Below are 24,066 nucleotides of genomic sequence, written 5' to 3'. Positions count from 1 at the left end.
TGAAACGAAATAGGCGAGGTTTACAATGAGTTGGCTTTCATCCAAGCCCTAGGGGTTACCCCTTCTATTTTTTTAAAATAGGTGTTGAATACGGTTTTGGAATTAAAACCACTATCATAAGCCAACCCAAGAATGGTAAGGTGCGAATTATTAGCATCGAGTGCTATTAATTTAAAGTGTTTGAGGCGATAAGAATTAACAAAGTCGTTAAAATTAACATCAAACGCCTGGTTGATCAGAAATGATATTTTATTGTTGTTCTGCTCCAAAACCTGAGCAACGACATTTAAGTTTAATTGTGGATTTAAAAAAGGTTCTTCTTCCTTAAAATAGGAAAGTAATTTGCCTTTTAGTGTCTTTATTTGGTCTTTATCCAGGACATTTGTTGTTGCTTTCTCTTCATCTTTCTTGGTAGATGTGATATCCGCAGACGATAAATTTGACCGGTGCAGATCTGTGAAACCATTTATTTTATGCAGAGGCCTCAAGAATGGTTCTTGCCTATAGTTAATGATTTGACCGCGTCTTTGGTCGATCATTTCCTTTAAGAGAGAAAAGGCCGTCGCCGTGTGATGTGAGTTGGCCAAAATAAACACGTCATAAGGTACCAGCATGGTTTTATCTTTACTGAGACTAGACCATTTTTCAATAATTTGATGGGGAACGTGAATATGCTTTTCGTTAACAAGTCTGAACAATAAATTTTTCTCTTCTATTAATGAGGTGTTGTTTATAAATTCTTGAAACTGCTGTTTTTTGTTCAGCCATATTAAACAAAAGCATTTTAAATGATGCGCTAATTCTAGTTCAGGGTTAAGTGTTAACGCGTAATCGACATTTTCAAGGGCTTTGTTAAATAAGCCTTGAAAATAATGAATATGGGCCAATGTGTAATGATTGTTTGCAGAAAGCGGATCTACCTCTAAAAGTTTGTTTGCATATGGTAAGGCCATGTCAAAAAAACCAAGCGCTATGAACAACTCTGTTAAAGCTTCTAAACCGTCAGTATGATTGGGGTTAATGGCCAAGACTTTCTTAATATGAATATAGGCATTCTTAAAATCCCATTCTCCCCAAAAAAACTTTCCGACATAAGACAAAGGATATTCCGGTAAAGAGGCGTCTAATTCTTTTGCCATAAGCAAATTGTCTATGGCCGACTCCATAGCTTCTTCATAAGGTATATAACCCCACATTGCCGATAATCCATAGCATTGTAAATTGGCATAATAGGCCTTGGCGTAATTTATATCCAATGCAATGGCCTGGTTATAGTAGTGTATGGCCTGGTTAAGGCCCTCTGGTGTCCATTTCAATTGAAAAGAACGTCCTTTCAAATACATTTGATAGGCATCTACGCTGCTTGTTGGCTGTTTTATTAAATGCTCTTGAATTTCAAAATGCCCAAAATTGTTTCGAACTTCTTCGGCTATTGCTAAACTAATTTCATCCTCTAAATCAAAAATATCCTTTAATTGCCTATCAAATTTTTTAGACCAATAGTGCGTACCGTCTTCAACGTCTATTAATTGGGCCGTAATTCTAACCCTTTCCTGGGATTTCTTAATGCTTCCTTCAAGAATTGTGCTTACCCCTAGTTGCCCCCCAATTTTTCTGATATCTATATCTTTTCCCTTAAAGGCAAATGATGAGGTTCTGGCAATAACCTTAAGTTTGTCAATTTTTGTTAATGCGTTTATAATTTCTTCAGTGATTCCGTCACAGAAATATTCGTTGTCAATATCATTGCTCATATTAACAAATGGTATAACTGCTATTGATTTTTGATTGTTCAAAGTGTTGATTTGCTAAAACAAATCTATAAAATTAAATCCTTAAAATTAATTACACAAAGAACCCACTCCACACAGATTGACCTCTACAGCCCATAAAATCTTTAACAAATCAGCACAATAGGATTTAAATGCTTCACTTCCTTTCTGTTTCTCCTTTTATTAGAGAAACATCCTTCTTTGAAAAGTGGATGTACGTAAAACATTCGGGAACATGGGAATCCCAAACACCATGGGGACTCCATACCCATCCCCCGCTGTCCTCAGCCGGAACAGCCTCCTTGTACTGATTAAACCTTGAAAAATCCATTCGCCAGATATCCTCTTCATTGGGCGGCAAGCTCCTGTTGTCCCCTAAAGCCAATGCTGACATGCCCGACCATGGAATGGCCAATTCTACCGTCCAGCCCCGATCCCGATCACTATCATCATTTATAGTGCCATCAATATAAACAGCGCTTTTTAATCCCGGGAAGTCCCAATTCCAATACCCGATCCGGCCTCCTCGCGGATGCGGTTGATAACCTACTCCCGAAAAGGGTTTCCTACCTGGTTGGTCGCTACTAAATTCAGGGATGGAATCATAGACTCCGTTTTTATATGAATCCGAATCTTCCCAAATAAAGAAAACCTCATAGATAGTTCCAAAAGAATTGATCTCAAATTCATAATAAGTATCCTGTCCCGCAATGAAAAGCTCTACATCGTTATCCTTGTAAATCAAGGCATCGCGTTCCGTTAGGGTAGCCTGAACATTGGGTTCCTCTACCCAATAGGCAACATATAAATATTCATCATCCCACAGCACCGCGGCCCTTGTATCATGGATGGTCTCCGTTCCAGAAATCAGATCCCTAAAGCTGGGTGAGGTTGGTGCAGTTTGCCAAACCGAATCATCCAGACGGCCATCGATCTTTGGTGGGCTACCCACCATGTAAGCATTATAGTGCGGTATATCCTCCTCTTTACAGGGTGGGTATTGTAGGGCATCCACGGCAGCAACCTGGGCAGATGACCAAAAACTCAAGAAAACGCATAATGTCTGTAAAAGAACGAGTTTATTCATGATTCTTTTTAAACTTAAATTTCAAAAACATAGCTGATTAATATGATTTTATGCCTTCCAAAGTTCGGTAAGCACTTTAGTAAATTCTTTAGTTTCTTCCACCGTTCCCATACTCACCCTACACCAATTCTTGCCCAAATAATCACGGGTCCCGATCAATATTCCCTTGTTTTTCATGTCTGTCATAAACTCCGTTGGATATTTAGAAATATCAAAGAGAATAAAACTGGTCTGGGACGGAATGTAGTCGATTTTCAATTTGCGCAAAGTTTCCACTACAATGGTTTTGGATTCTGTGTTTTTTTGCACCACAAAATCTACAAAATTTTGGTCATCAAGGGCAGCTGTAGCAACAGAAAAGGCTGGGGAGGATATAGGGAGACCTGCAAAAATCATGTATTTTTCCAATGCATCGACCCACGCTGCATGAGCAAAACCATAACCGATACGTAGCCCTGCCAAACCATATACCTTGGAGAAGGTTTTGATAACCATGACCCTTGGATTTACAACCATATCTATCATCGATTCCGAGTTATCGCAAAATTCAAGATAGGCTTCATCAATTAATACATAGGAATATTTAGTGGCCTCAGTAATAAACTGTCTAAGCTCTTTAGGACCTACCGCTGTACCAATAGGGTTATTAGGATTTACGATATATACCAAACCCGGATGCTCTTTGGTCTTGTCCAACATAGCATTTAAATCGAGGGTATGATCTTGTTTTAAGGGAATGTAGTGTGTTTTTCTGCCAAACTTTTCCAACATTGCAGGTAATATATCAAAGGTAGGTGTGGCAGTGGTTACATCACCTTCTCTTTGTAACATGAACTGGGCGACGGCTTCCAAGAGACCGGAGGAGCCCGCACCCAATAAAATGTTTTCCGATGTTAGCTGGAAACGTTTTGCCAGGGCTAATTTTAGTTCAGGAATTGACGCAAAAGCATATCTATTAATAGCCGAAGCTGAAGTTGAAAAAGACTTTTTCACTTGTTCTGAACACCCATATGGGTTTTCATTGGAAGCTAATCTTAGATAGGCCTCACCTAGGTTCGTTTTAGGCATAGCTATTCCTAAATGTGGAAGCATCATCACGGCTGTTGAGCCCAGTGTTGCCTTTGATATCCAGTTCCTTCTATCCATTTTCAAACTATTTTGAATATAAGGTACGCATTATTTTTGTTCGTGCGCAGGCAGTCAGATCCCTTAGTCTAATTTTTGCCTTTTAAACAAATTTGATATCCATTTCTTGCGAATAGCCATTGCATGAATGGGTTTATTTTAATATTCTTCCACGCTCATTGCCTTACCTCCTATCCCTTCGACGGAGCCTGTACTGAGCTAAGCCGAAGTACTCAGGACAGGCTTTAGGTCGCAAAATAAGCCCGCCTATATGATAAAGTCGGGCAGGCTCGCCTGAAAGATGAAGTCGGGCAGGCCCGCCTGAATGAGAAGGTCAGGCGCCCATAAAATTTCAACTACGCGAATTATGAGCTACCAAAAAACCTTAACTGCCTTTATCCATAATCAAAGCACGGGCCATCTCCAAGAGCAACTTTTTTTCTTGAATGGATCTTACTAAAGGCAGTTGGGCCAAACCTATTATTCTGCGCATCACCTCTATTCCGGCCACTTGAACAAGTAAGTGTTCGTTCAGCCTTCCGGGATACCCTTCTTTTATTGTTTGAAGACAAGCCATATCCATCGTAATCATAATACTATGTGCCGCCAGTACCCCAATGTCGAATTCGGCAAATCCCATAAAGCTGAATTCTGGATCAATTAGGTAGATGTGGTCTCCTTGTGTCATCCAACTCCCGGGATAATAATCACCATGCAAAAGAACATTGCCCTGGGACAGGTACTGTTCTCCCACCTTTGCAATCTCCTTTTTTAATGTTTCATCAGTTCTATAGTTAAGAGCGAGTTCCTGAAGTCCTTCCTGAATAGCATTAAGGGAGAAATCACTTTCCTTAAGAAAAGGCAGTACAAATATGTGTTGGTGATTAAGTAATCGCAATTCCATATTTTCAGGATATTCTATGGGCTTGGATGTATGGATCTGGGAAGCAATATCCAAAAGCTGATACAATTGGGCGGTGCTAATATTTCTTTCATCATACAGGTAGGACATATCCTTACAATCCCCTAAGTCGTCCAGGATTAATAAATGGTTGTCTGCATTATATGCTAGAATTTTAGGTATATGTGGTTCAATAGCCTTGTTTGTAACTGCTTTGTAGAATTGATACTCTACATCAATACGCTCAATGGGAGCATTTATCTGTGGATATTTTTGAACAAATGGCCGTGATTGCTTTACAATAAAAGAACGCTTATTGGTACGGATTCTAAGGACAACGTTCATGTTTCCCTCACCTGGCTTTTCAACGGAGAGAATTTGTTCGTGTTTTGGATCAATAAAACCAATATTATTTAAACAAATCCCAATATCTGCAATTGAAGTAGTAGCGTCTAGGTACATACTGTATTTTTTATATTTTTTTTAAGCTTTGCCAGAAATCTGTTTTCATATTTTCTACCTCTATTTCGGTATGGATGTTTATTAAGCGTTGCGTATTTTCTGTAGGCGTTAAAAAAGTTTCGGTTTTTGATAATTCGGGACGGGCCAGTGCTTCTATGATAGCGACATCCCACATAATCCAGCTTCTCTTTTCCGGATCTTCTTTTGTCCACCAGCGTTCATAGGTTTCCCATCGGTTTATGAGATAATCGGAGACACCTCCCCTATTCTTCAAATTACCATCTACTTCTGCTTTTGAAAACACAAGGTGCTGACTGGTAGTTGCCGTCATTACAGTAAGATCTAGACCTTCGGTATTTAGAAGTATCTCTACCGCTTTAGGGTCATTTCCTGTATTGAATTCCTTTTTGTTATAAGTATTGGTTTCCACATTATGCCAAAAACCAAGATAGTGTACTTTCAATTGTGGAATAATGGACGGATCCTCCAATATAGCACTGGCAACATTGGTACAAGAACCTAATACAACTACATTCAATTTTTGACCGGCGGGCAATTTATGCGCCATATCAACTATAAAATTGGAAGCAGGGGAACTAGCTGGTTCTGTACTATTATTAATGGGTACATTACTCCCCAATGGAAGCGGAATAGCATTCTGCCCCATTAACTTTAGTATTCTTTCATTAATTCTTTGGCTTTCATAAACACTACTATCCGTTGCCAATGGTGATGTATGAAACTGGGCCGAAGTAATGCCAAGAATATTGAATTTGGGCTCTGCAATTGCCCGTACAATGGCATAAAGATCATCTACCTCATTTGCCGTATCGGTATCAATAATGAGGGGTAAACGCCCATCATTTACCTGAGCTTTTACACTGATTTGTGTGAAAAGAAATAGTGGAATTATAAACTGAAGCAAAGGGATGCGAATAGCTTTATGATAATTCAGGGTTTTAAATGTCCGGAGTTTATTGTTTTGCTTCAGCATTCATTCTTTCTTTAACAGTTCATCCTGCGTTTGGTCGTACAAAGGGATAGAACATTACCAATGTAATATTGAGAACATATATTTTTTATAAGTATAGCTTCTGCGCTAAATTATAGATGCTCCTTGAATGATTAATTGCCTGCACACAAGCTGGCTCGTTCAGTAAATAAGTCCACTGGACATATTCATTACGCTCCGCCCTGTTTTGACTTAAATTTTGGGAGGCCTAATAAAAAACATGATCCTAGCTATTCTATAGTTAATTAATTCATGAACGTAGCAACAAGTTTGCCTTCGCCCCACCTTGCAAAAAAAGAAAGAGAAGGCACTGTAATTCTATGGCTTTAAAACGCTCAGTTGGCAAGAGTAACCTTAAGCCAAAATGAAAATTAAACATATAAAAAAACGTTCTCCCCACAGTTGGAAAGAACGTCTTTTTTTTTATATCGATAAACTTATCCTATTGTAAATCGAAATAAGAAATTACTTCTTCATAACTCATTTTCTTAAAATCCTTCTGGACGCCTTTAGCCGTAGGTGCTATGGTTGTAGCCGGAATGATTACAAACCTAACACTGATTTCCAACGGATCTGTTATTCCCAAGTATTGAACATCATAGGAAGGTGTTACATTGATTCCTAAACTATTCAATGATAATATAGCGGTATATGCAACTGCCGCATGATCGTCTGAATGATATACATAGGGCATTTGAACAATTTGGCCCGAACTTAATTTAAGATATACCAAAATTACATCCTGATCCAAAGCTGTTTGCGTTAACAGGGCAGTGGTGTAACTGGAGTCGTACATAGTCCCGTAACCACCACTTGTCTTTGGAGAAGGTGTAAAATCGTTTTCCGTTAGAGCGATCCAAGTACTGGCAACCACTGTGGCATCCACACCATCTTGACCATCGGCACCATCTTGTCCATCAATACCATCTTTGCCATCTTGTCCATCAATTCCATCTTGTCCATCGATTCCATCAACACCATCTTGGCCGTCAACTCCATCCTGTCCATCGATTCCATCAACACCATCTTGGCCGTCGGCTCCTGTATCACCAGTTTCCCCTTTGTCTCCCTTAGGTCCCTGCTCACCCTGAATACCCTGCTCACCTTGAATACCTTGGAGACCCATAGCTCCATCAACGCCATCATCTACACTACATGAGGTAAGTGCAATAGACGACAACAATACACAACTAGCAATAATTTTTAAATGTTTTTTCATAAAATAGATTGGATTGATTTGGTTTATATTTATATCAAAATTTAATTGAAAAGAAAAACGCACCAGTTATATTTATATTGTAAGAAAAACATCACATTGCTGTTATAATTGGTTAACTCCTTGAAAACATGTGTACTTAAATTTTTATTTTTTTTGAATAAATAGCCATCTCCCAAATGCCTACTTACGGGCAGTTAAAAAAGAGTTCATTGACGAAGTTTTTATGATTTTGTAAAGGAGTCCATAAACCAAGCAAAATTGCTCGATTTATGCATTGCAGGTCTACTGTTTTTGATAGGCCCTTTCACTACCTCATTTTTTTTAATTCGAAAGTAACCAAAACTCAAGTTACATAACCCTACAGTGCAGAAATCCATGGCAAGTAGGCGCAGGATATTTTAGTAATAACTTTGCCTTCGCCCCAACCCGCTCAAAAAATAAAAGATCTATAAGATTTTCTATTTTTATGCCGTATTATTGGTTTAGCCTGTGGCCGAAGCAATAATCAAGAAAGCTGGCGTGCCGGCGAAATCTGCAGAGGTTTAATTAATAAAGACACTAATTCCTTTATGTACGGAATATTTTGAAAGATTGATTTATATAACTAGTTACCTATAAAAACCCAGTTATAATCTAGAACCAATTCATTCATCTTTACTATGGTGGCATTGGCTATGTCATCCATTCCAGGATTATGGCTGTAATTGATATATCCATTTGAGACTGGATATAAAATGGTTTGTTCATAGACTCTCGAGATTATTTCATCCAACCTTCCGCCAGTCAATTGATTGTTATTAACGTCCAAATCAAATATTTTAAGGTTCGCAGTTGTGTCAAGAGTGCTTAAATTATTATTACCTATAATAAGGCGTTCCAAAAGGGAATTTGCGGATAAGTCTATCTCCGACAACGCATTGTTATCAATATATAAATCCCTCAACTTATGATTCGTCGATAGGTTAATGGTGGTCAGTTGATTCGCGTACAAATCGATGCGAACAAGATCGATGTTTTTTGAAAGGTCTATACTGCTTAGACTATTTGCCCCTACGTTGATTTCCGTTAAGGGGAGATTTGACGAAATATCGATGGTCTCTATGGTATTATTTGCGATATCGAATCGTTCCAATTCCAAGTTTTTGGAGAAATCTATACTACTTAGGTTATTTTCCCGCGCCAAAACCACTTTTAATTTAGAATTATTGGATAGGTCTAAGACTGAAATTTGATTGCCATCGACCCACAGGAATTCCAAATTAGGATTTTGTGTTACGTTCAACCCGGTTAATTGATTGTCACGTATCCAAACAGTTTTCAAGTTAGGATTGTTGCTAAAATCCAAACTTGTTATTTGATTTTTCCCAAGCCCTAAATATTCTAGAGCCTTATTTTCAGAGGTATTCAGGCTTGTAAGTTTTCCAAGATATAATTGACATGATTTGAGCAAAGTTAATTTGTCGATGTCCATTGAAGTAAGATGGCTTTCGTAGTTGTCACCTTGATCACTACCAAAATCTAGGAATTCAATGGCTTCAATAGCTCCGCTAACGGTGATGGTATACACCCCTTTTTGGGCATAGTTGTGTGATATATCATTCTCAATACCCGAATTATTTATGGTGGATACATATTCATCTATTGTACCATCTCCCCAATTGACCAAATAGGTGGATCCGGTGATCGATTTTAAGTTCAGGACTTTTCTCGTAGTGGCATCTGAATCATCTACAATCATGCTGAAGAAATCAGTATTATCGGGGAATGTCAAACTTAATCCCGTATAACCAAAATCAACGGAAGTATACCCGGCAGCATTAATATTTTCTGTAGCGGTTTCTTTTGTTTCATTTGTTGACACATCAAAATCAAAGGGTAAAGGACTTGTAGCGAATTGGGCTAAAACTGAATCTTCTTTAGGAGCTATAGAAATGACAATATCATTTTCATCGGTTACAATAAATTCTATCAAGCTATAAGTGCCGGTTTCTAAGGCAATTTCAGCAGTGATACGGCTGTCGCCCAACTTTGTCAAAACAAGCTTTTCTCTAGTGAAAATTGAAACACCATCACTGTCGATTATGCTTACATGGGCAAATGAAGGGTCAAGATTTTTTTGGCCACTGCCTAAAGCCGTTTTTGCGGAAAGCTCTTTTAAATCTATTCGAAAAACCTGCTTCCCTTCCTTCACCAACGAATCATTATCTATTAAAGCTCCATCATCTATGGGTAAAATAGGGGCTTCATTCTCGGAAGAACATGAAATAACAAAAAGGGAGGCAAAAAGAATATAGAATAGTTTTTTCATAAGATCAATTGACTTATAATCATTAAATACCGGTTTATATGGTTTAATAAATACACTAAGTATGGTAGCGCAATGCCCCAAAAGTTAAATCCATACAGTTAAATTCTACCTTAAATAAAAATTACAGTAAGTGAATATAGTTTGGTGTCAAAACTTCCATACACTTGCTCACATACCCTTCCAACTTTAATGATCAAGGCTGTTGCTGAACAATAATAAGTTCAGTTTTACCTGTTATATATATTAATTCATCCGAAAGCTCGCAACCTAAAAATAACCTTAAGGTAGTCTCCCCGTCGGGAATATTCTCCAAAAAGTTGTCCGATAGAACTGTTCTAAACTCCGTATCCGTGGTACTTACGGCACTGTTGGCTATGACTCTTCCAAAACGATCCGTCAATTCAGCCGTTGCCGTATTATTGCTGTTGGAGGTGCGAATGGTGGCCGATAAATAAACCTCGGTGGCATTTTCCCAATTGTTGATATTGAATTGAAGTACATTAATTGCATAATCGTTTCTATAACCTGAGCTTCCGCCATTTTGATGATACAGGAGTATCCGAATTTCTTCATTTGGCCTTCCATCAATACCATCGCATACAAAACGGGTCATCCCAATTTCATCATCTTCCAAAATATTGTTCGCATTGGCATCCAGCCCTGACGAAATGAAAATGCCCCCGCCCAGACAGTTTTCATCGGGATTGTTATAGGCTATATTCACCAGGCTCTTATCTCCTGTTTCACCATTACAGATGATATCCGAGTTTTCAATTTCTTCCAAATCAAGTTGCCCGTTTCCATTGATATCCGTACCCCAATCGATCTGCACGCCACCCAGCCCACATTTTGTCCCAATCGGCGCACTGGTAAGGCGGGTAAGGGTCGTTGTGCCAAGGGTCCCGTTACATAGGTTAACAATTGTAGTAATTTCCTCAGGTTCCAAGACAGCGTTTTCATTGTTGTCGATCCCCATATTCAATTGAATGCCCCCATTTGCACATACTGCTCCCTTGGGAAGGGTTACATAGGTGCTCAGAGTGGTATGGGCATCGGTACCATTACAGGCAAATTCGGTCATGGTAACCTCACCCGAGTCCAATAGGTTGTTCATGTTAATATCCAAACCGCTTTCAATGCGAAGTCCACCAAAGCTGCAATTCTGTCCTGCAGGCTCTTCCTTAGCCAACACAAGGCTGTTTAGGCCAGGCTCCCCCACTACTCCATCTTTACCGGTACAGGCCCAGAGCAAAATTGAAACCCACAGCATGGTCAAAACCTTGTTTCTTATAATGCACATATATTTTTTATAATCTTGCATCAGCTATATCAATTGCCCCGTGTTAAAATCAATTCGCTTCTCCCAGTGATATAAACATTAACACCCTCATTCCCTGAACGGAGTCGTAGGCCCAGCGTAATCTCTTCTTGTGGGAAGTTTTTATAAATATTGGGTGAAATCAGCAATTGTCCTGAATAGGACGTAAAGCTTGAGGAAAGTGTGCTATTGGGAATCACTTCTCCAGTGTCTTCGTTGACCAATTCAATAAAACTTTGGGTAGCACTGTTTTCGGTATATGAGCGTGTTGTAAGAATGGCTTCGTGCAACAGGTCGTAATGACGTATATCAAATTTTTGGAGTGATGTAAGAATCCTCCCCTCAACGAAATTGGTGCCACTTGAAATACCTACGGTTGAACTTCCGAATACAAGACGTATTTCTTCATTAAAGGCGCCATCCAAACCATTGCATACATTTCTAGTAGACTGGATTTCAGAATAATCCAAGATACCATTTCCGTTATCATCGATCCCCGAATCCAGAGTTATACCACCATTTGGACAGTCCACATTGGCTGCAATTTCTGTTAAATTTACCAAGCTAATATTTCCATCCTCCCCGTTGCACAACAAAGCAGAGGAGGTAACCTCTGATTCTGCCAGTATACCATTGGCATCCAGATCTATTCCAGAGTCAATCTTGATTCCTCCTTTGGGACAATTGTCTCCTGCCGGTTCATTCATAGTGCGAATCAGGGCATTTCCTCCATCAAGACCATTACAAATAAAGGCGTTTGCGGTAATCTCATTGGCTTCAAGCGTACCGTTTGAGTTGGCATCCAAGCCTGAATTAACGTTATAACCTCCATTAGGACAGTTAGCTCCAATAGGTTCCATGATTACATTCGTTAAGCTTACCAAACCATCTAAACCATTACATATATAATTGGTAGTCATAGTTTCATTGGTCTCCAATATCCCATTGCCATTTGCATCCATACCAATGTTTATCCTTACACCTCCATTTTCACAATTTGTCCCCGAAGGTTCGGCACTCAAACTGGTCAAACTATTAATCCCTGCATCTCCTTGGGGGCCCATATCTCCTTTACATCCCAGGACCACTAACAAAATTGAAAGATTACCTAAAAGATATACTTTTCTTATACTCTTCATTGAAATATGATTTTACGGAATAATCTAGTGTATTTTAAGCTTCGAAAATAGATATCCCCTTTGGCATCTGAAATTAAAATCTACATAATACCAATATTCACACCTGTCCGACCCAGCAGCAGGCCCGCCCGTACCGAATAGGGATACCTGCCCGAAGGTCATGGCGGGCGTTCGGGCGGGCATTTGTTCATAGCCCCGATTTTTATGTAAAGAATTCATGCGCCCAGCGAAAAAGTTTGTGCCTCTGCCCTACCTCTTAATTATTAATGTTTTGAATATACCGGATTTCTAATCCTTAGGTTTATGTCTATTTGATTTTAGGCCAGGGTGTTTTGGTTGGTTGTCCAGGGTAACCCGTCTTCTTCTGTCGGGAGTACCATCTGGCTTTTTTGGTTTTGGACCGGGTTTAATAGCTTCAATCTTCAGCCTAATTTTGGTTAATAATTCAACCTAAATATATTGCATAGGTTAGGTAACCAACTGCTGAAAACCGCAATGCAGATTATTAATGTATTGGAACATCATTTTTAGAGGATGCTGTAATTAATAAAGATTGAGAGTCTTTAATAATTGAGGCAAGATAGTGCGCAGGAATCAGAAATTGTAGTGCCAAACACGTCCGGGCTTATGGCCCATAAAAAAAAGCTTATCAGCATACATTCCAAGAATTTAGATCACCTTAAACTGTGTAACAAATTCGTCATCAATATCCTTAAAGCTGTTGGTACAATACACATGATCTATGGATTGTTTTAATTCATCAAAACCATAATTAAATTGTGCGTGGGTAACATATAAGTACACCTTTTTGGCTCCTTGGGATTTTAATTCCGCCGCCAAGAATTTAAAGGTCCTCCCTCCATCGGCCAGGTCATCTACAATTAAACATTCTTTTCCCTTTACCTCGCCTTGAATACTTATTACAGGAGCTCCGTTTACCCTAACCTTATTGGAGGGAACCAAATCTGCATCTAACCTTTCTGCTATCTCGTGGGTGGTCTTATAGGCCCCGGCATCAGGACTTACCAATACAGGATTGCCAATAGCCCTAAAAGCCTTTTCTACAAATTCCAAATGGGATATCTTTTCGGAATTATTGATCAAAGCCAATGAAATGGGACTATGTGGATGTAATATGGATATTTTATCAAATTTCATGGCATTAATAAAATTCGAAATCACTTTTAAATCGAAAGACTCCCCTTTATTAAATCTTCTATCCGAACGTTGACCTATTAAGCAACATAGGGTCAAGGTAGCTACTGCGTTTTTATTGGTTGAGTTTTCTGCGTCCCATGCCTCTTTTATAGTGGCTGCCCTAAATAGATCTTCATAACTATTTCCCCTTATTTTAATATCTATATTACCGTTTTCAATGATTTTGGCAGTTAGCTGCCCATCATTAAACTTCTTTATTTGATAGTTCATAATTTTAAATATTTAAAGGTTTTGGTCAATTCTTTCCCTTATTTCCTGTAAACTCACCGGGTTAACAAAATGGCCGTTTTCATAAATTACCTGTAAAGCTCCTTCATTTTCTTGCTCTGGAGATACTTGGTCCAAAAGAACATATTCATTGTTAAGCATATCGACTTTTATTAAGCCCTTTGCTGATTTTTTAACTCCGTCGTCCGTTATTGGGTCTTTAAAAATTTCCCTACGCTCTCCATTTACAACCACAGAAGTTGCTTTCATTGCAAATCCGAAGGTATCCCTTGTATTATATTGATAGGTAAACGATCCTATTCCCAAAACTACGTTTGTTGTAGCAAAGCCTTTATCGTGCAGACGTTGACAGATATTTTCCGCTCTTTCCGTAGTTATACTATCACCGTAAATTGCCCCTATATGCGTATCCAAAACTTTAAAACCTTGTGCATTTACAGTTCCTCCAAAAATATCCCAAAGTAACTCTACCACTCCTTTATCCTTGACAGAATTCCCTCCCAATACCCTGGATTCCCCACAGATAATATCTACCGGGTCCCCGCTATCTGGTCGGATTACCAATTTCCCATCTCTTGCCAGTACTTCTTCCTTTAGCTCGGGCAAATAAACCGTAAGCACTTTCCATAAATCCCAAGTATCGCTCACAACGGATAGTATCCCTGTTGGATAGGTTTGCATTAATTGCCTAAAAGTTCCTATTTCATCATCTTTGGTTCCTGCGCACATTACCGAGTGTTCAGTTGCATTTACAGAACCTACAACAAAGCCTTCCGCATTATAATATTTACGTAAACTACTAATTACCGGAAGCGTATCCGAACCTAAAAAAACTGTTGCATGGCCCATTCCAGAGGAAACGGCACTTTGCAGACCTCCCATCCCTCTCATAGAAAAATCATGTCCTTGAAAATCAATGAAGGATACATTTTCTTTATCTGTCAACCGTGCCCAACTTTTAAAAATCCTTTTGTATCTAAGTGCTATGGATGCCGATGTCATAGGCTGCCATAACATGGTTGATAGGATAGTCTCCAAAAAATTAGTGATCCAATAAAATTCTTTTTCTGTATTTACAACCGTAACCATAGGAACACGAACAGGGACCTCTACCCCTTCCGGTAATGATTTTACTTTTATAGGCAAATACTGTAAATCGTGCAATTTCTCATAGTGTGTAACATCATAATCGGTACCCAGATACATGGATAGTTCCTCTTTGATTTCCTTACAAACCTGCTCCTTGGGTCTGGAGAAAAAATTATCATTAAAATAATCGTGCAACCATTGAAAAACATACTGTTGACCAAAAGAAACAATTTTATCACAACCTTTTGAGGCATATTTATTACTTCTAGGTGTCCAATTGGAATATACTTCTTCGGTTCCTTTTGGATATTGTTGGTGATGTCCAGTTTTATATCCGTCTGTTAATAGTAGTCCGTTCATAATATATTTTTTTGCGTAATTATAACGCAAATATAGAGTAGTTTTTCAATACACAAAACTAATTTGCGTTTTTTTTACGCAAATTGGCTTATATTTCGAAAACAATACCCTTTTTCTTAAGGTGATTATAGCGTTTTTGATTGAATTTAAACAGGTTGGCAGGTCTTCCAGATCCTTTGGATATTTTTTCATCCAATTCATCAAGAATATCAAGACTAAGTATTTTCTTTCTAAAATTACGTCTATCTACAGGCCTTCCTAAAAGTGTAGTATATAAATTTTCTAAATCGGAAAAGGGAAATTTTTCATCCAATAATTCAAAACCAATGGGCTCATAAGTTATTTTGGCCCTTAAGCGTGTTATGGCAAATTGAAGTATTTTGTCATGGTCAAATGAAAGTTGGGGAAGGTCATCTATTTTGAACCATTGTACTTCCTCAGCATCTGTCGCTGCAAAAATATCAAAGGTACTGGGGTGAACCAAACCAAAATATGCAATAGACACTACCCTACTCCTTGGGTCCCTCTTGGGATTTCCAAAAGTATAAAGTTGCTCCAAATAGTCTATTTCTATTCCTGTCTCTTCTTTTAGCTCCCTTTCAACAGCTTCTTCCAAAGACTCGTCCTGTAATACAAATCCTCCTGGAATAGCCCACTTGCCTTTAAAAGGTTCGTATTTTCTTTTTATAAGCAATACCGATATTGTTCCTGCGTCGTAACCAAAAACAACGGCATCTACAGATAATCTTATATTTTGTCCACTCATATGTGTAATATACACACAAATATAAAATTATAAAACTAAGAATGTAAAAAACTTAGGAAGCCATGTGGATTAAATTAGGGAAATTAAGAAAACAAAGGTGTAACTCCCCTCCCTACCATAGGGTCTTAAATAAGCCCCCCGAACCTGCCCTTCTTGCCAGAATGATCTATAGGACCGGTGCGATACGGGAAGATGTTTATTCATTGCTGTTTATTTGTTTAGATAGGTATTCATTAACTCAAATGAAGTTTGGTTATTTCCTAACCCCATTCTTTGGTTTCATTAACTTATGCGAATAAATTTTTTCAAGAAATTGTAGTAACAACTTTGCCTGCGTACATCTAACTCAAAAATAAGAAGGTCTGAGAGACCTTCTTATTTCATGACGTGACCAAAGCTCAAGTTACATAACCATGCTAATTATTTTATTTTAAATATCCCTGGTCCTTACGAGTGTGAAATAATTACTTGAACGCGCTTACCCGGGCTCCCGGTACCGGGAAATTGGCATCTATCCTCGTAAGGTTCAAGGCTTGTAACCTGTTAATCGCCCCTATGCCATTATCCGAGAAATTCACTGGGTCCACCGGACTTTGATGCGCGTTGTCCACGAACCCTGTACGCTGGGTAAAAGTACGTTGGCTTCCACTATTCATAATATCATTATTAATTTTAGGGTCATTATGTCCATCTTTAACTACAATATCCCATAATAGCGCATGTACTATTTCGTGAGCCAAGGTCTCTCCTATCAAGCGTCCATATACGTCTACTGCAAACGATTCCAATGCTGGGTCTCCTCCCACTCCTTGTGTTTTCAGCTGGATCATAAGTGCTTGGGTCTCCGTATCAAGTTCCGTATCACTAAATCCGCCACCGCCCATAGGTTCGTCATAAGCCCCTGGAAAAACGTCAATCGTTCTGTTCGGTACTATATTCCCAACTTCCCCCGGTGCCGGATTGGTTTGTCCAAAAGTTCTATTGCCAGCTGCTATTCTATTTTTAATCGTCGCTAACGTAATCATATTCGCAGGTAAATGTGCCGGAGTAACTTCAGCAAAACTTCCTAATTGCCAAATGGTTCTTACGTTTGCATCGACCAATAGAGCGTCACATACCTCTTTGGCTTTACTAATGAGATCGTTTTTTAAAGCGGTCAGCGACAAATCGGCCAAGACCTGGTCAAAAGCGGCAGCGTCTTCATTGATAGTTACAAATTGAGGTATGCTCAGTGGTAATTTCATACTTTGAACAACCGTATCGTTTACATCCCTTACTTCGACATCAATATTGCTCAATCCAGGTTTTATGCCTTGAATAGTTACATTATCCCCCGTCGTTGCTGCAGGACCATTTTTTATATTAAAATCACTCGAATTGCTCGGTGGCACACTCCAACGTATAGATCCACCAGCAGGCATATTACTCACACGTACCGAAAATTTGGTCTCCCCGGTTTTACTGCCCGAGCCTGGAGCAGCTGCGGTTGCAGGATTAAAACTCCTGGAGGCGGCATTTAGATCTGGATTTTCAATAATTCTGGGGGTTCCTTCATTATCACCCTTGGAAACTGAAACCGATTCGTTACCCAAAGGTGTACTTCGGGATACGTTAATTTTTCCATTTTCAGACTGACTGGCATCGGATATGGCCTTTTTGATTTCTGGTGAACTGGTCAACGGCTGTGAATTACTCGAATCTTTTTTACCGACAACACTATCTGCAGCATCCGTATAGGAATCCAAAACTTTCTTGATTTGATTACTCGCTTCGGTATCGTTTAAAAAGCCTTCTTTGTTCAGCTTCTTGATTTGCTCAATCTGTTTGGCCCCATCCTCCTTTTGATTGGCCATTACTGCCAAACTTGCAAAATCTTTCGAAATACTAGCCAAATCCGTCACACTTTTAGAGGTTGTTTGCAACGCGCCCAATGCATTGGCTTGGGTACCTGCCAGACCTGTAAAGTCTTTAAAGGCATCGCCCTTGCCAAGTAGTCCATAAGCCGCAGCCAAACCAGTAGGATCTGGAGCTGTAGGGGCATTCTGCATATTGATAATGCTACCTGGAAAGTCCTTGGCCTGCAAGTCGCCCGGATCACTACGTCTACTGGCCGTGGACACCGGTTCAATGGCCGTTGGCGAAGAACCACATGGCTCATCGGAAAAGCGCCAGTGCCTAGTTTCATCAATCTCTTCACAGCTGTTGCACTGACCCATCACAGATTCTGCATACACACCCTTGGTGGGTACACTAATGCGATATGGATCGGGTTTGGTGGTCGGCTGGTAATATTCCATTAAATTCTCAACGTTTTTGAACACCGGATCCAATCGTTCACCAGGAATTACCTTTAGGACCAAATTATTGCCTACGATACCCATTACCCTGTTTTCAACAACACTGGCCACACTCCTACCCCCACTGTGTGGTGCGATATAGCCATCAAGGAGTCCGAAAAGCCGACTTGAATCTATGCTTGACCAAATGATTTTATGTGACATTTCCAGATACTCGTTTAAAAATGAAACTAGGGCTCTGGCTGCATCCCTATCTTCCTTTCTTGGATTCCGTTCTTCCCTACTGTTCATGGGGGTGAATATAAGCGCGGCGTCTGTAACCACCCCAAGTCCGCCCAAATTTATGGTCAAAGTGTTGATGATGTCGTTACTTATTCTATTGTTCTGAACAATATATTCGCTCAAATGATTGGTGCGATATTGTAAATAGGCAGAGCGCAAAATAATCTTAGAGGTGGGTTTCACCAAGGTATTGGCCCTGAAGCGCAAATACTTAATTTGCCTTCTAGTGATGCTCGGCACACTGGCTGTATTAATGCTAACGCGTAAGGGTACCCCTTTTCTATAGTTCGATAGCAGGGTAACATCAAGTTGGAGCTCCAGCTCCGTTCCATTGTCCGCTATGGCATAAAAAAGCATAGTATCTATAAAACCCCTTACGATATCTGGGGCGTATTGTTGTTCAAAAATGGCATCCTTTTCTACCTCGGTCAAAGGCACTTCCCTTTCCAGATGAAATTTCATTCTACCAAAAAACCATGGGAAGGGAATATTTAAATCGTATTCCTCTGTCTTGGTGGCCTCGTCGATTTCTTTAATAAAAGGTCGCTCCAATTCAAACGAGATGGTGAAATGCCCTGTAAATTCTTGAATCATTTCATCTGCATAGCTTCCAATGGGCAAATCCGAGTCGGCATAATTTGATTCTATACGTTCAATAGCTTCAAACCCGAGTCGCAATTTTCTGCCATATACTGCCCTACTCAGGGTATTTTTCCACCGAAGGACTTTTTTGAAATCGAAATGACCTAAGGGCATAGGTACAAAAAGACATTCTTGCACATCTACCAATTCCTGCTCTATCGCATAGTGCTTTAATACTTCAAAATACTCAACAGTGACGGCATGGCAGTGATTATTATTTTTGATTACCTCTGTCTGAACATTTACGGATTCATTTTGGCCCACCGTCTGTATCACAGTGCTACGCTGGCTTCTAAGACTTGATGCTGACTGGGAAGTGTTGTCCTGAAGGCTATTTAGGGTATTGGCCGAAAGGTTTCGTGACGAATTTTGGTTTGCGGTCGATTTTGAGGAGGCTCCTGAGTGTGAAATGCCACCGGCAACCCCGAAGACCACACCGCTGACAAAACCGCCCACTCCGCCGCCAATCCCTGCACTTGTTGATTTAGTTTTATTTGTTGAAGATGCGGTAATGGATTCTCCAAACGATGAGCTCATTATCTCTGTAATATCCCTATCCCTTGATATTTGCGCCTCTAGCTCTTCTGAGACAATTTGTGCCTCAGTTCTAGATCCCACTTCCGTTCTATCCCAATCAACAATCGCTATCTGCTTTTCTTGACAGGGGGCCAAAGGAAGACTGTACAATAAATCTCCTAGGGAGTAACCCGCTGCTTTCCATTTTTGTTTAAAATGTAGGATATGGCCATGGGCAATGGTTGTATTTTCATATATGGTTGGGGTCTCATCCCAATCTATACTATTCTCCACGGTCAAATCTACCCTACCGGGATGATTCTGTATATAGGCCCTTTCAAGCTCTTCAACCCTCCTAATGGCACTATAGATTTGTCGTCGTAAAGTGGTAAGGGTGCTTTTTATTTCATCATAATTTTCAAAGAAATAGTCATCGTCAAGTTCGGTGGCAAAACTTAAATTAGAGGTATAAAAAGTATGAAACTCATCCAATAAATCAAGGAAGGTAGAAATACTGTGCAAAAATATGGTATAGTACGCACGTATTTCCAATATCTCTGCCAAGGTAAAAATGGACTTGTTTTTTAAGGTCTCCTTAAGGTCATTGAACTTTTGAATAAGGCATAAAATACCCATAGTATCGGGTTTGCTGGCAGGTGTACAAGGTTCAAATCCAAGATTTGATCCGTCTTCGGCCCTAGCAAGTTCAACGATTATCCGACGCAAATAGCCCAACATATTTTCCTTAAGTTGCCCGTTCAAATCAGCACTATCAATGCCCTGAATAAGGGCTTCGACCTTTTTCATGGCTGAGGTCAGTAATTTTTTATCCACGGAATTACCCTCAATAAGTTTGTCGAGCTCAAGAATAGCACTGATATACAGCTTGTTCACATTGGCCGCCAAATTCAATTGCGATTTTATTTGCTCTACATGTCCGAGTGTAGTTCTAAGTTCCTCCCTATCAAGACTGCCTTTTGCGGCTAGTTCCTCACAATAGCTTTTAGCTGCTTGTACCCCTGTTTTACCACAGTATGCCGCAGCCAATTTTTGATGTAAGTCAGATAATTTTTTCTTTTTCTTTAGCTGTTCAGAAGCCAGTTTAACAATATCAAATGGTCTTAACTTATTAGTAGCGGCAATTAGATCATTGGTCTTTATTGAAAATTTTGATTTAATCCCAGTGTCAATTTTTAATAGATAATTGGGAAATGCTGTGACGGTTTCCTTGGTGTTACCGTCCTCAAAACTGATGTCGGACCCCTGGCGTTTTTCCACCGCAGTATCCTCTTCAATGGTATATGGTACCATTGAGAGTGAGATAAAAGAGTTATTGAGTCGACCAATAAGCTTAAAGGCATGGTCGGAGATGTCTAGTAACTCATTTTTGATGTTTCTCGATTGTTTCGAATTTATGGTAAGTCCTCGAATTTCAGGTTCGGTGGTACGCACTGTATGATAGAAGCTGAACTCTTCAAGGGTTCTATTTGGAATGGTAAAGTCTACACATTTGCCTCCAATATCCTGTGAGAACGCATTCGAGTTTACCAAATCATCTCCATCGGGAAGCACTGGAACTTTCTCGCCACAACCGCAGCCATCTTCATCCGATAAACTGGACAGATCTGCAACTAGTATAATATTCTTGGGTAACTTATTGTTATCTAATGGAATACTAATAGGATGACCCTCGTTACCAGCGATTACACCAAATGCCTGTTGAACACTTTTGTTAATTACTTGTCCATAAAAATAGCCTTTGGTATCCGTAGTTGCCGTAAAGATGGCCTCAAACTTGGCCACATCGAACGTGGCGGCAGCTTCATTGCTGACCATAACCAATACTTGTAGCCCAGAAGTTTTAGAATCTCCTGAAATATCAATGACACGACCACTCAATTTTTTCGAAGCCTGTTCCGCAGGGGATGACTGATTAAAAGTGATTTCTTTGGGGTTTACCTTGATATCCAATGTCTGACTATCGTCATCTGCACCAATGGGTATTTCTGCAGTTTTTAGGGCACCATGGGTATACCCCTGCCTTCCTAAAAGTTCCCCATCTGGGGCGTACACCTCTATGGTTATCAGATCGTTTGCCAGCAATTCTTTCTTTGGCACATATAATCTGAAACGTCCATCGGGTTCTACATCTGCACGGTCCTTGCTAAAAATAGCATGACCGGAAATCTGTTGGGTATAGCTCACTTTTAAGAAGTGGCCTGTGTACTGATCGGTTACGGCGGAGCCATCTAATGGCACAAGTTTTCCATTGGCACTTACTCTTTCCATGTTGTAGTAGATTAACTTTATTTTATGATATCTTGACTTGGAGGGAGCTGCCAAAGGGTTTTTGATGAAATAAGGTGCATTACATCTCAATTACCCTTATTATAAATCGCTCTTAATATACCTAACAAATTACATTCTTGTAAGATAATTTGTACAAATGGTAGGGAATTTTGTATTATTTACAAAAATGAAGAGTTGAATCATTTATAAATTTTGCTAAAAAATAATGCAAGCAACAATAAGGTTTAGACATTGGCTGTCATTAGCTTTTAGCTGCTAATGCCACTCTGCACCCCTACCCTTAACCAATTACTTTACAAAAAACAGGTTCAGCAGGTTCCAATGCCATTTATAAATAGCCTTTTAATTTATTTTTTAATGGGAATTAAACTTCTCCTTGGGAGATATTTTTTGTTAACTTTAAAAAATAAAAGCTCCAACCTTGCAGCCAGAGCATTTACAAACATCAACCAAATCAAAAACTATTTGTTCATATTTAAAGGCCCAATGCCTTTATTGCCGGGTCATCCACAGAGAAAGCATAAGCTCTCCACGGCCTGTTATAATCGTTGTTTTGCCAAAGCACCTCACCGCTATCACTCACCTCCCAGAGAGTTCCTGTTCCTTCAGAAATCAGGGTATTACCGTTGCTCATACGGACACCACTGCCTAAACCATTGCTGTACAAAGCGGAATCTGTAAATTCCCAGCTTACCGTTGGCTCATTATTTTGACCCGCAACCAATTGGTAAGGTGGATTTAATTCATACTCGACTACCGCAGATTGCCCATCGTACTTATTATTGGCAAATACCAACATCTTATTTCCATCAAAAAGATTGGGGTAATGTACCCTGTTCAATGTTACTTCCCCCACGTTATCATAGGCCAATGGGTTTCCAAAGCGATAGACCAAATCGCCGCCCAGGCCGTAATTGCCACCCGAGCTTGTCGCCGCTTCCTGGATAGTGGTGCTGTGATCTATAACCCATACTTCACTATAGAAATTTACCGTAATATAAATTAGATCATTAGTTTCATCCAAGGTAATACCATTTACATGGGTGATATCCCCATCGGTCTGGTCGTTGTTGTAATTGATATCTATTTTATTGGGATTATCGGCCACTACGCCATAGTTTGCTTTGCTGCTATCGTAATCCTGTACGATATGATCCGTGGTATGCCATTCCCATACAACCTCTTGGGTAAGGGGATTCATTTCTATTATAGCATCGGGATAGATATCAAAATTGCCGGAAAATCCCATTTCAATAGCTTCATTTGAACTTATTTCTTCCCAGACCGGAAAAATTATGTTTCCATTAGATAGGTAGTTAACGTCATGGTGCGCAATATAGCTGGCACCGGAATAGCTTACCTCCCACTCTGTAGTCTGGTCTGCATTGATCTTTCTAAATTGACCGCCATAGCCACCAAAATTAATAGAGGGATTATTGACCTTTATGGTAGTCACCAAACTACCGTCGCTATATAATTTTGCATCGTTGCCCAAATTATCTCCATCCATATCCCATTCGAACAGGGTATCCCCATCGTGGTCTATTAAAAATACACCTTCATCCGGAGCCACAGCCAAAATGTATGAATCCAAATCAATACCACTGCTGTCGTCTTCTGTGGTCTCGGTACCACTAGTTTCCTCTGTCAGATTTATAGCTTCCGTATCATCACTGCTGCAAGCGGTTAGGGTAAATGCTACAATACAAAGTGGGACAAACCCCATTTTAAATCTTGATGTTCTCATTTCTTACTGATTTTTAGGTATTATCATTGTTTTTGAAAGCACAACTAGTTCTTAGTTGTTGTTGAACATTAGATACCACACTATACTTAAAGTTTAAATGAGAATTGGGATTTTCTGTGAATGCTACCGAATCTTCATTAAGTGGATTGTTTTTATCAGCGAAATATTACCACCTTTATGGTGGAATAGATCAGAGGTATTTGTTTTAAAAGGTATAACCAAGCTCGCAAAGACCCTCGATTGCGTTGACCAAAGAGTATTTGGAACC

14 protein-coding genes are annotated in these 24,066 nt (G+C 39.5%); all 14 read right to left on the bottom strand.

The features are described from left to right. Positions 1–20 precede the first annotated feature (20 nt). Positions 21–1,754 (bottom strand): helix-turn-helix domain-containing protein, encoded by a 1,734-nt coding sequence (locus KO529_RS12330; protein ID WP_215948184.1) that lies wholly within the window; start codon positions 1,752–1,754, stop codon positions 21–23. 175 nt (positions 1,755–1,929) lie between these two features. Beyond that, positions 1,930–2,859: a carbohydrate-binding family 9-like protein gene (locus tag KO529_RS12325; RefSeq protein ID WP_215948183.1), complete on the bottom strand. Its 930-nt coding sequence runs from the start codon at positions 2,857–2,859 to the stop codon at positions 1,930–1,932. 48 nt (positions 2,860–2,907) lie between these two features. Further along, on the bottom strand, positions 2,908–4,005 hold the full coding sequence (locus tag KO529_RS12320; RefSeq protein WP_215948182.1) for a pyridoxal phosphate-dependent aminotransferase: 1,098 nt from the start codon (positions 4,003–4,005) through the stop codon (positions 2,908–2,910). Between the two features lie 364 nt (positions 4,006–4,369). Continuing rightward, positions 4,370–5,347 (bottom strand): phosphotransferase, encoded by a 978-nt coding sequence (locus KO529_RS12315; RefSeq protein WP_215948181.1) that lies wholly within the window; start codon positions 5,345–5,347, stop codon positions 4,370–4,372. Positions 5,348–5,357: 10 nt separating this feature from the next. Then, positions 5,358–6,341 (bottom strand): nucleoside hydrolase, encoded by a 984-nt coding sequence (locus KO529_RS12310; RefSeq protein WP_215948180.1) that lies wholly within the window; start codon positions 6,339–6,341, stop codon positions 5,358–5,360. 460 nt (positions 6,342–6,801) lie between these two features. Next, positions 6,802–7,578 (bottom strand): hypothetical protein, encoded by a 777-nt coding sequence (locus tag KO529_RS23620; protein WP_215948179.1) that lies wholly within the window; start codon positions 7,576–7,578, stop codon positions 6,802–6,804. Positions 7,579–8,182: 604 nt separating this feature from the next. Next, positions 8,183–9,886, bottom strand: coding sequence for a leucine-rich repeat domain-containing protein (locus KO529_RS12300; RefSeq protein WP_215948178.1), 1,704 nt, complete (start codon positions 9,884–9,886; stop codon positions 8,183–8,185). A 193-nt stretch (positions 9,887–10,079) separates the two neighbouring features. Beyond that, a complete protein-coding gene (locus KO529_RS12295; RefSeq protein WP_215948177.1) occupies positions 10,080–11,186 on the bottom strand; it encodes a DUF7151 family protein in 1,107 nt (368 codons plus the stop codon). A 29-nt stretch (positions 11,187–11,215) separates the two neighbouring features. Next, positions 11,216–12,343, bottom strand: a complete 1,128-nt coding sequence (locus KO529_RS12290) for a DUF7151 family protein (protein ID WP_215948176.1) — start codon at positions 12,341–12,343, stop codon at positions 11,216–11,218. 669 nt (positions 12,344–13,012) lie between these two features. After that, positions 13,013–13,771: a phosphoribosyltransferase family protein gene (locus tag KO529_RS12285; RefSeq protein WP_215948175.1), complete on the bottom strand. Its 759-nt coding sequence runs from the start codon at positions 13,769–13,771 to the stop codon at positions 13,013–13,015. Positions 13,772–13,783: 12 nt separating this feature from the next. After that, positions 13,784–15,238, bottom strand: coding sequence for a nicotinate phosphoribosyltransferase (locus KO529_RS12280; RefSeq protein WP_215948174.1), 1,455 nt, complete (start codon positions 15,236–15,238; stop codon positions 13,784–13,786). An 88-nt stretch (positions 15,239–15,326) separates the two neighbouring features. Then, positions 15,327–16,004 (bottom strand): NUDIX hydrolase, encoded by a 678-nt coding sequence (locus KO529_RS12275; RefSeq protein WP_215948173.1) that lies wholly within the window; start codon positions 16,002–16,004, stop codon positions 15,327–15,329. Positions 16,005–16,468: 464 nt separating this feature from the next. Then, the gene (locus KO529_RS12270; protein ID WP_215948172.1) at positions 16,469–22,030 is read right to left on the bottom strand and encodes a hypothetical protein; all 5,562 of its coding nucleotides are present in this window, start codon (positions 22,028–22,030) and stop codon (positions 16,469–16,471) included. 496 nt (positions 22,031–22,526) lie between these two features. Next, positions 22,527–23,798: an aryl-sulfate sulfotransferase gene (locus KO529_RS12265; protein WP_215948171.1), complete on the bottom strand. Its 1,272-nt coding sequence runs from the start codon at positions 23,796–23,798 to the stop codon at positions 22,527–22,529. Positions 23,799–24,066 lie beyond the last annotated feature (268 nt).

The organism is Arenibacter algicola (genome assembly GCF_018860365.1).
Classification (GTDB): Bacteria; Bacteroidota; Bacteroidia; order Flavobacteriales; family Flavobacteriaceae; genus Arenibacter; species Arenibacter algicola_B.
The sequence above is the reverse complement of the archived record's forward strand: the minus strand, read 5'-3'. Positions and strand labels throughout refer to the sequence as shown.

Bases quoted from the DNA above. Each gene is read 5' to 3' on its own strand.
- KO529_RS12280 (WP_215948174.1), bottom strand. From the start codon at position 15,238: ATGAACGGACTACTATTAACAGACGGATATAAAACTGGACATCACCAA.
- KO529_RS12295 (WP_215948177.1), bottom strand. From the start codon at position 11,186: ATGTGCATTATAAGAAACAAGGTTTTGACCATGCTGTGGGTTTCAATT.
- KO529_RS12315 (WP_215948181.1), bottom strand. From the start codon at position 5,347: ATGTACCTAGACGCTACTACTTCAATTGCAGATATTGGGATTTGTTTA.
- KO529_RS12310 (WP_215948180.1), bottom strand. From the start codon at position 6,341: ATGCTGAAGCAAAACAATAAACTCCGGACATTTAAAACCCTGAATTAT.
- KO529_RS12300 (WP_215948178.1), bottom strand. From the start codon at position 9,886: ATGAAAAAACTATTCTATATTCTTTTTGCCTCCCTTTTTGTTATTTCA.
- KO529_RS12265 (WP_215948171.1), bottom strand. From the start codon at position 23,798: ATGAGAACATCAAGATTTAAAATGGGGTTTGTCCCACTTTGTATTGTA.
- KO529_RS12270 (WP_215948172.1), bottom strand. From the start codon at position 22,030: ATGGAAAGAGTAAGTGCCAATGGAAAACTTGTGCCATTAGATGGCTCC.
- KO529_RS12275 (WP_215948173.1), bottom strand. From the start codon at position 16,004: ATGAGTGGACAAAATATAAGATTATCTGTAGATGCCGTTGTTTTTGGT.
- KO529_RS12325 (WP_215948183.1), bottom strand. From the start codon at position 2,859: ATGAATAAACTCGTTCTTTTACAGACATTATGCGTTTTCTTGAGTTTT.
- KO529_RS23620 (WP_215948179.1), bottom strand. From the start codon at position 7,578: ATGAAAAAACATTTAAAAATTATTGCTAGTTGTGTATTGTTGTCGTCT.
- KO529_RS12290 (WP_215948176.1), bottom strand. From the start codon at position 12,343: ATGAAGAGTATAAGAAAAGTATATCTTTTAGGTAATCTTTCAATTTTG.
- KO529_RS12320 (WP_215948182.1), bottom strand. From the start codon at position 4,005: ATGGATAGAAGGAACTGGATATCAAAGGCAACACTGGGCTCAACAGCC.
- KO529_RS12285 (WP_215948175.1), bottom strand. From the start codon at position 13,771: ATGAACTATCAAATAAAGAAGTTTAATGATGGGCAGCTAACTGCCAAA.
- KO529_RS12330 (WP_215948184.1), bottom strand. From the start codon at position 1,754: ATGAGCAATGATATTGACAACGAATATTTCTGTGACGGAATCACTGAA.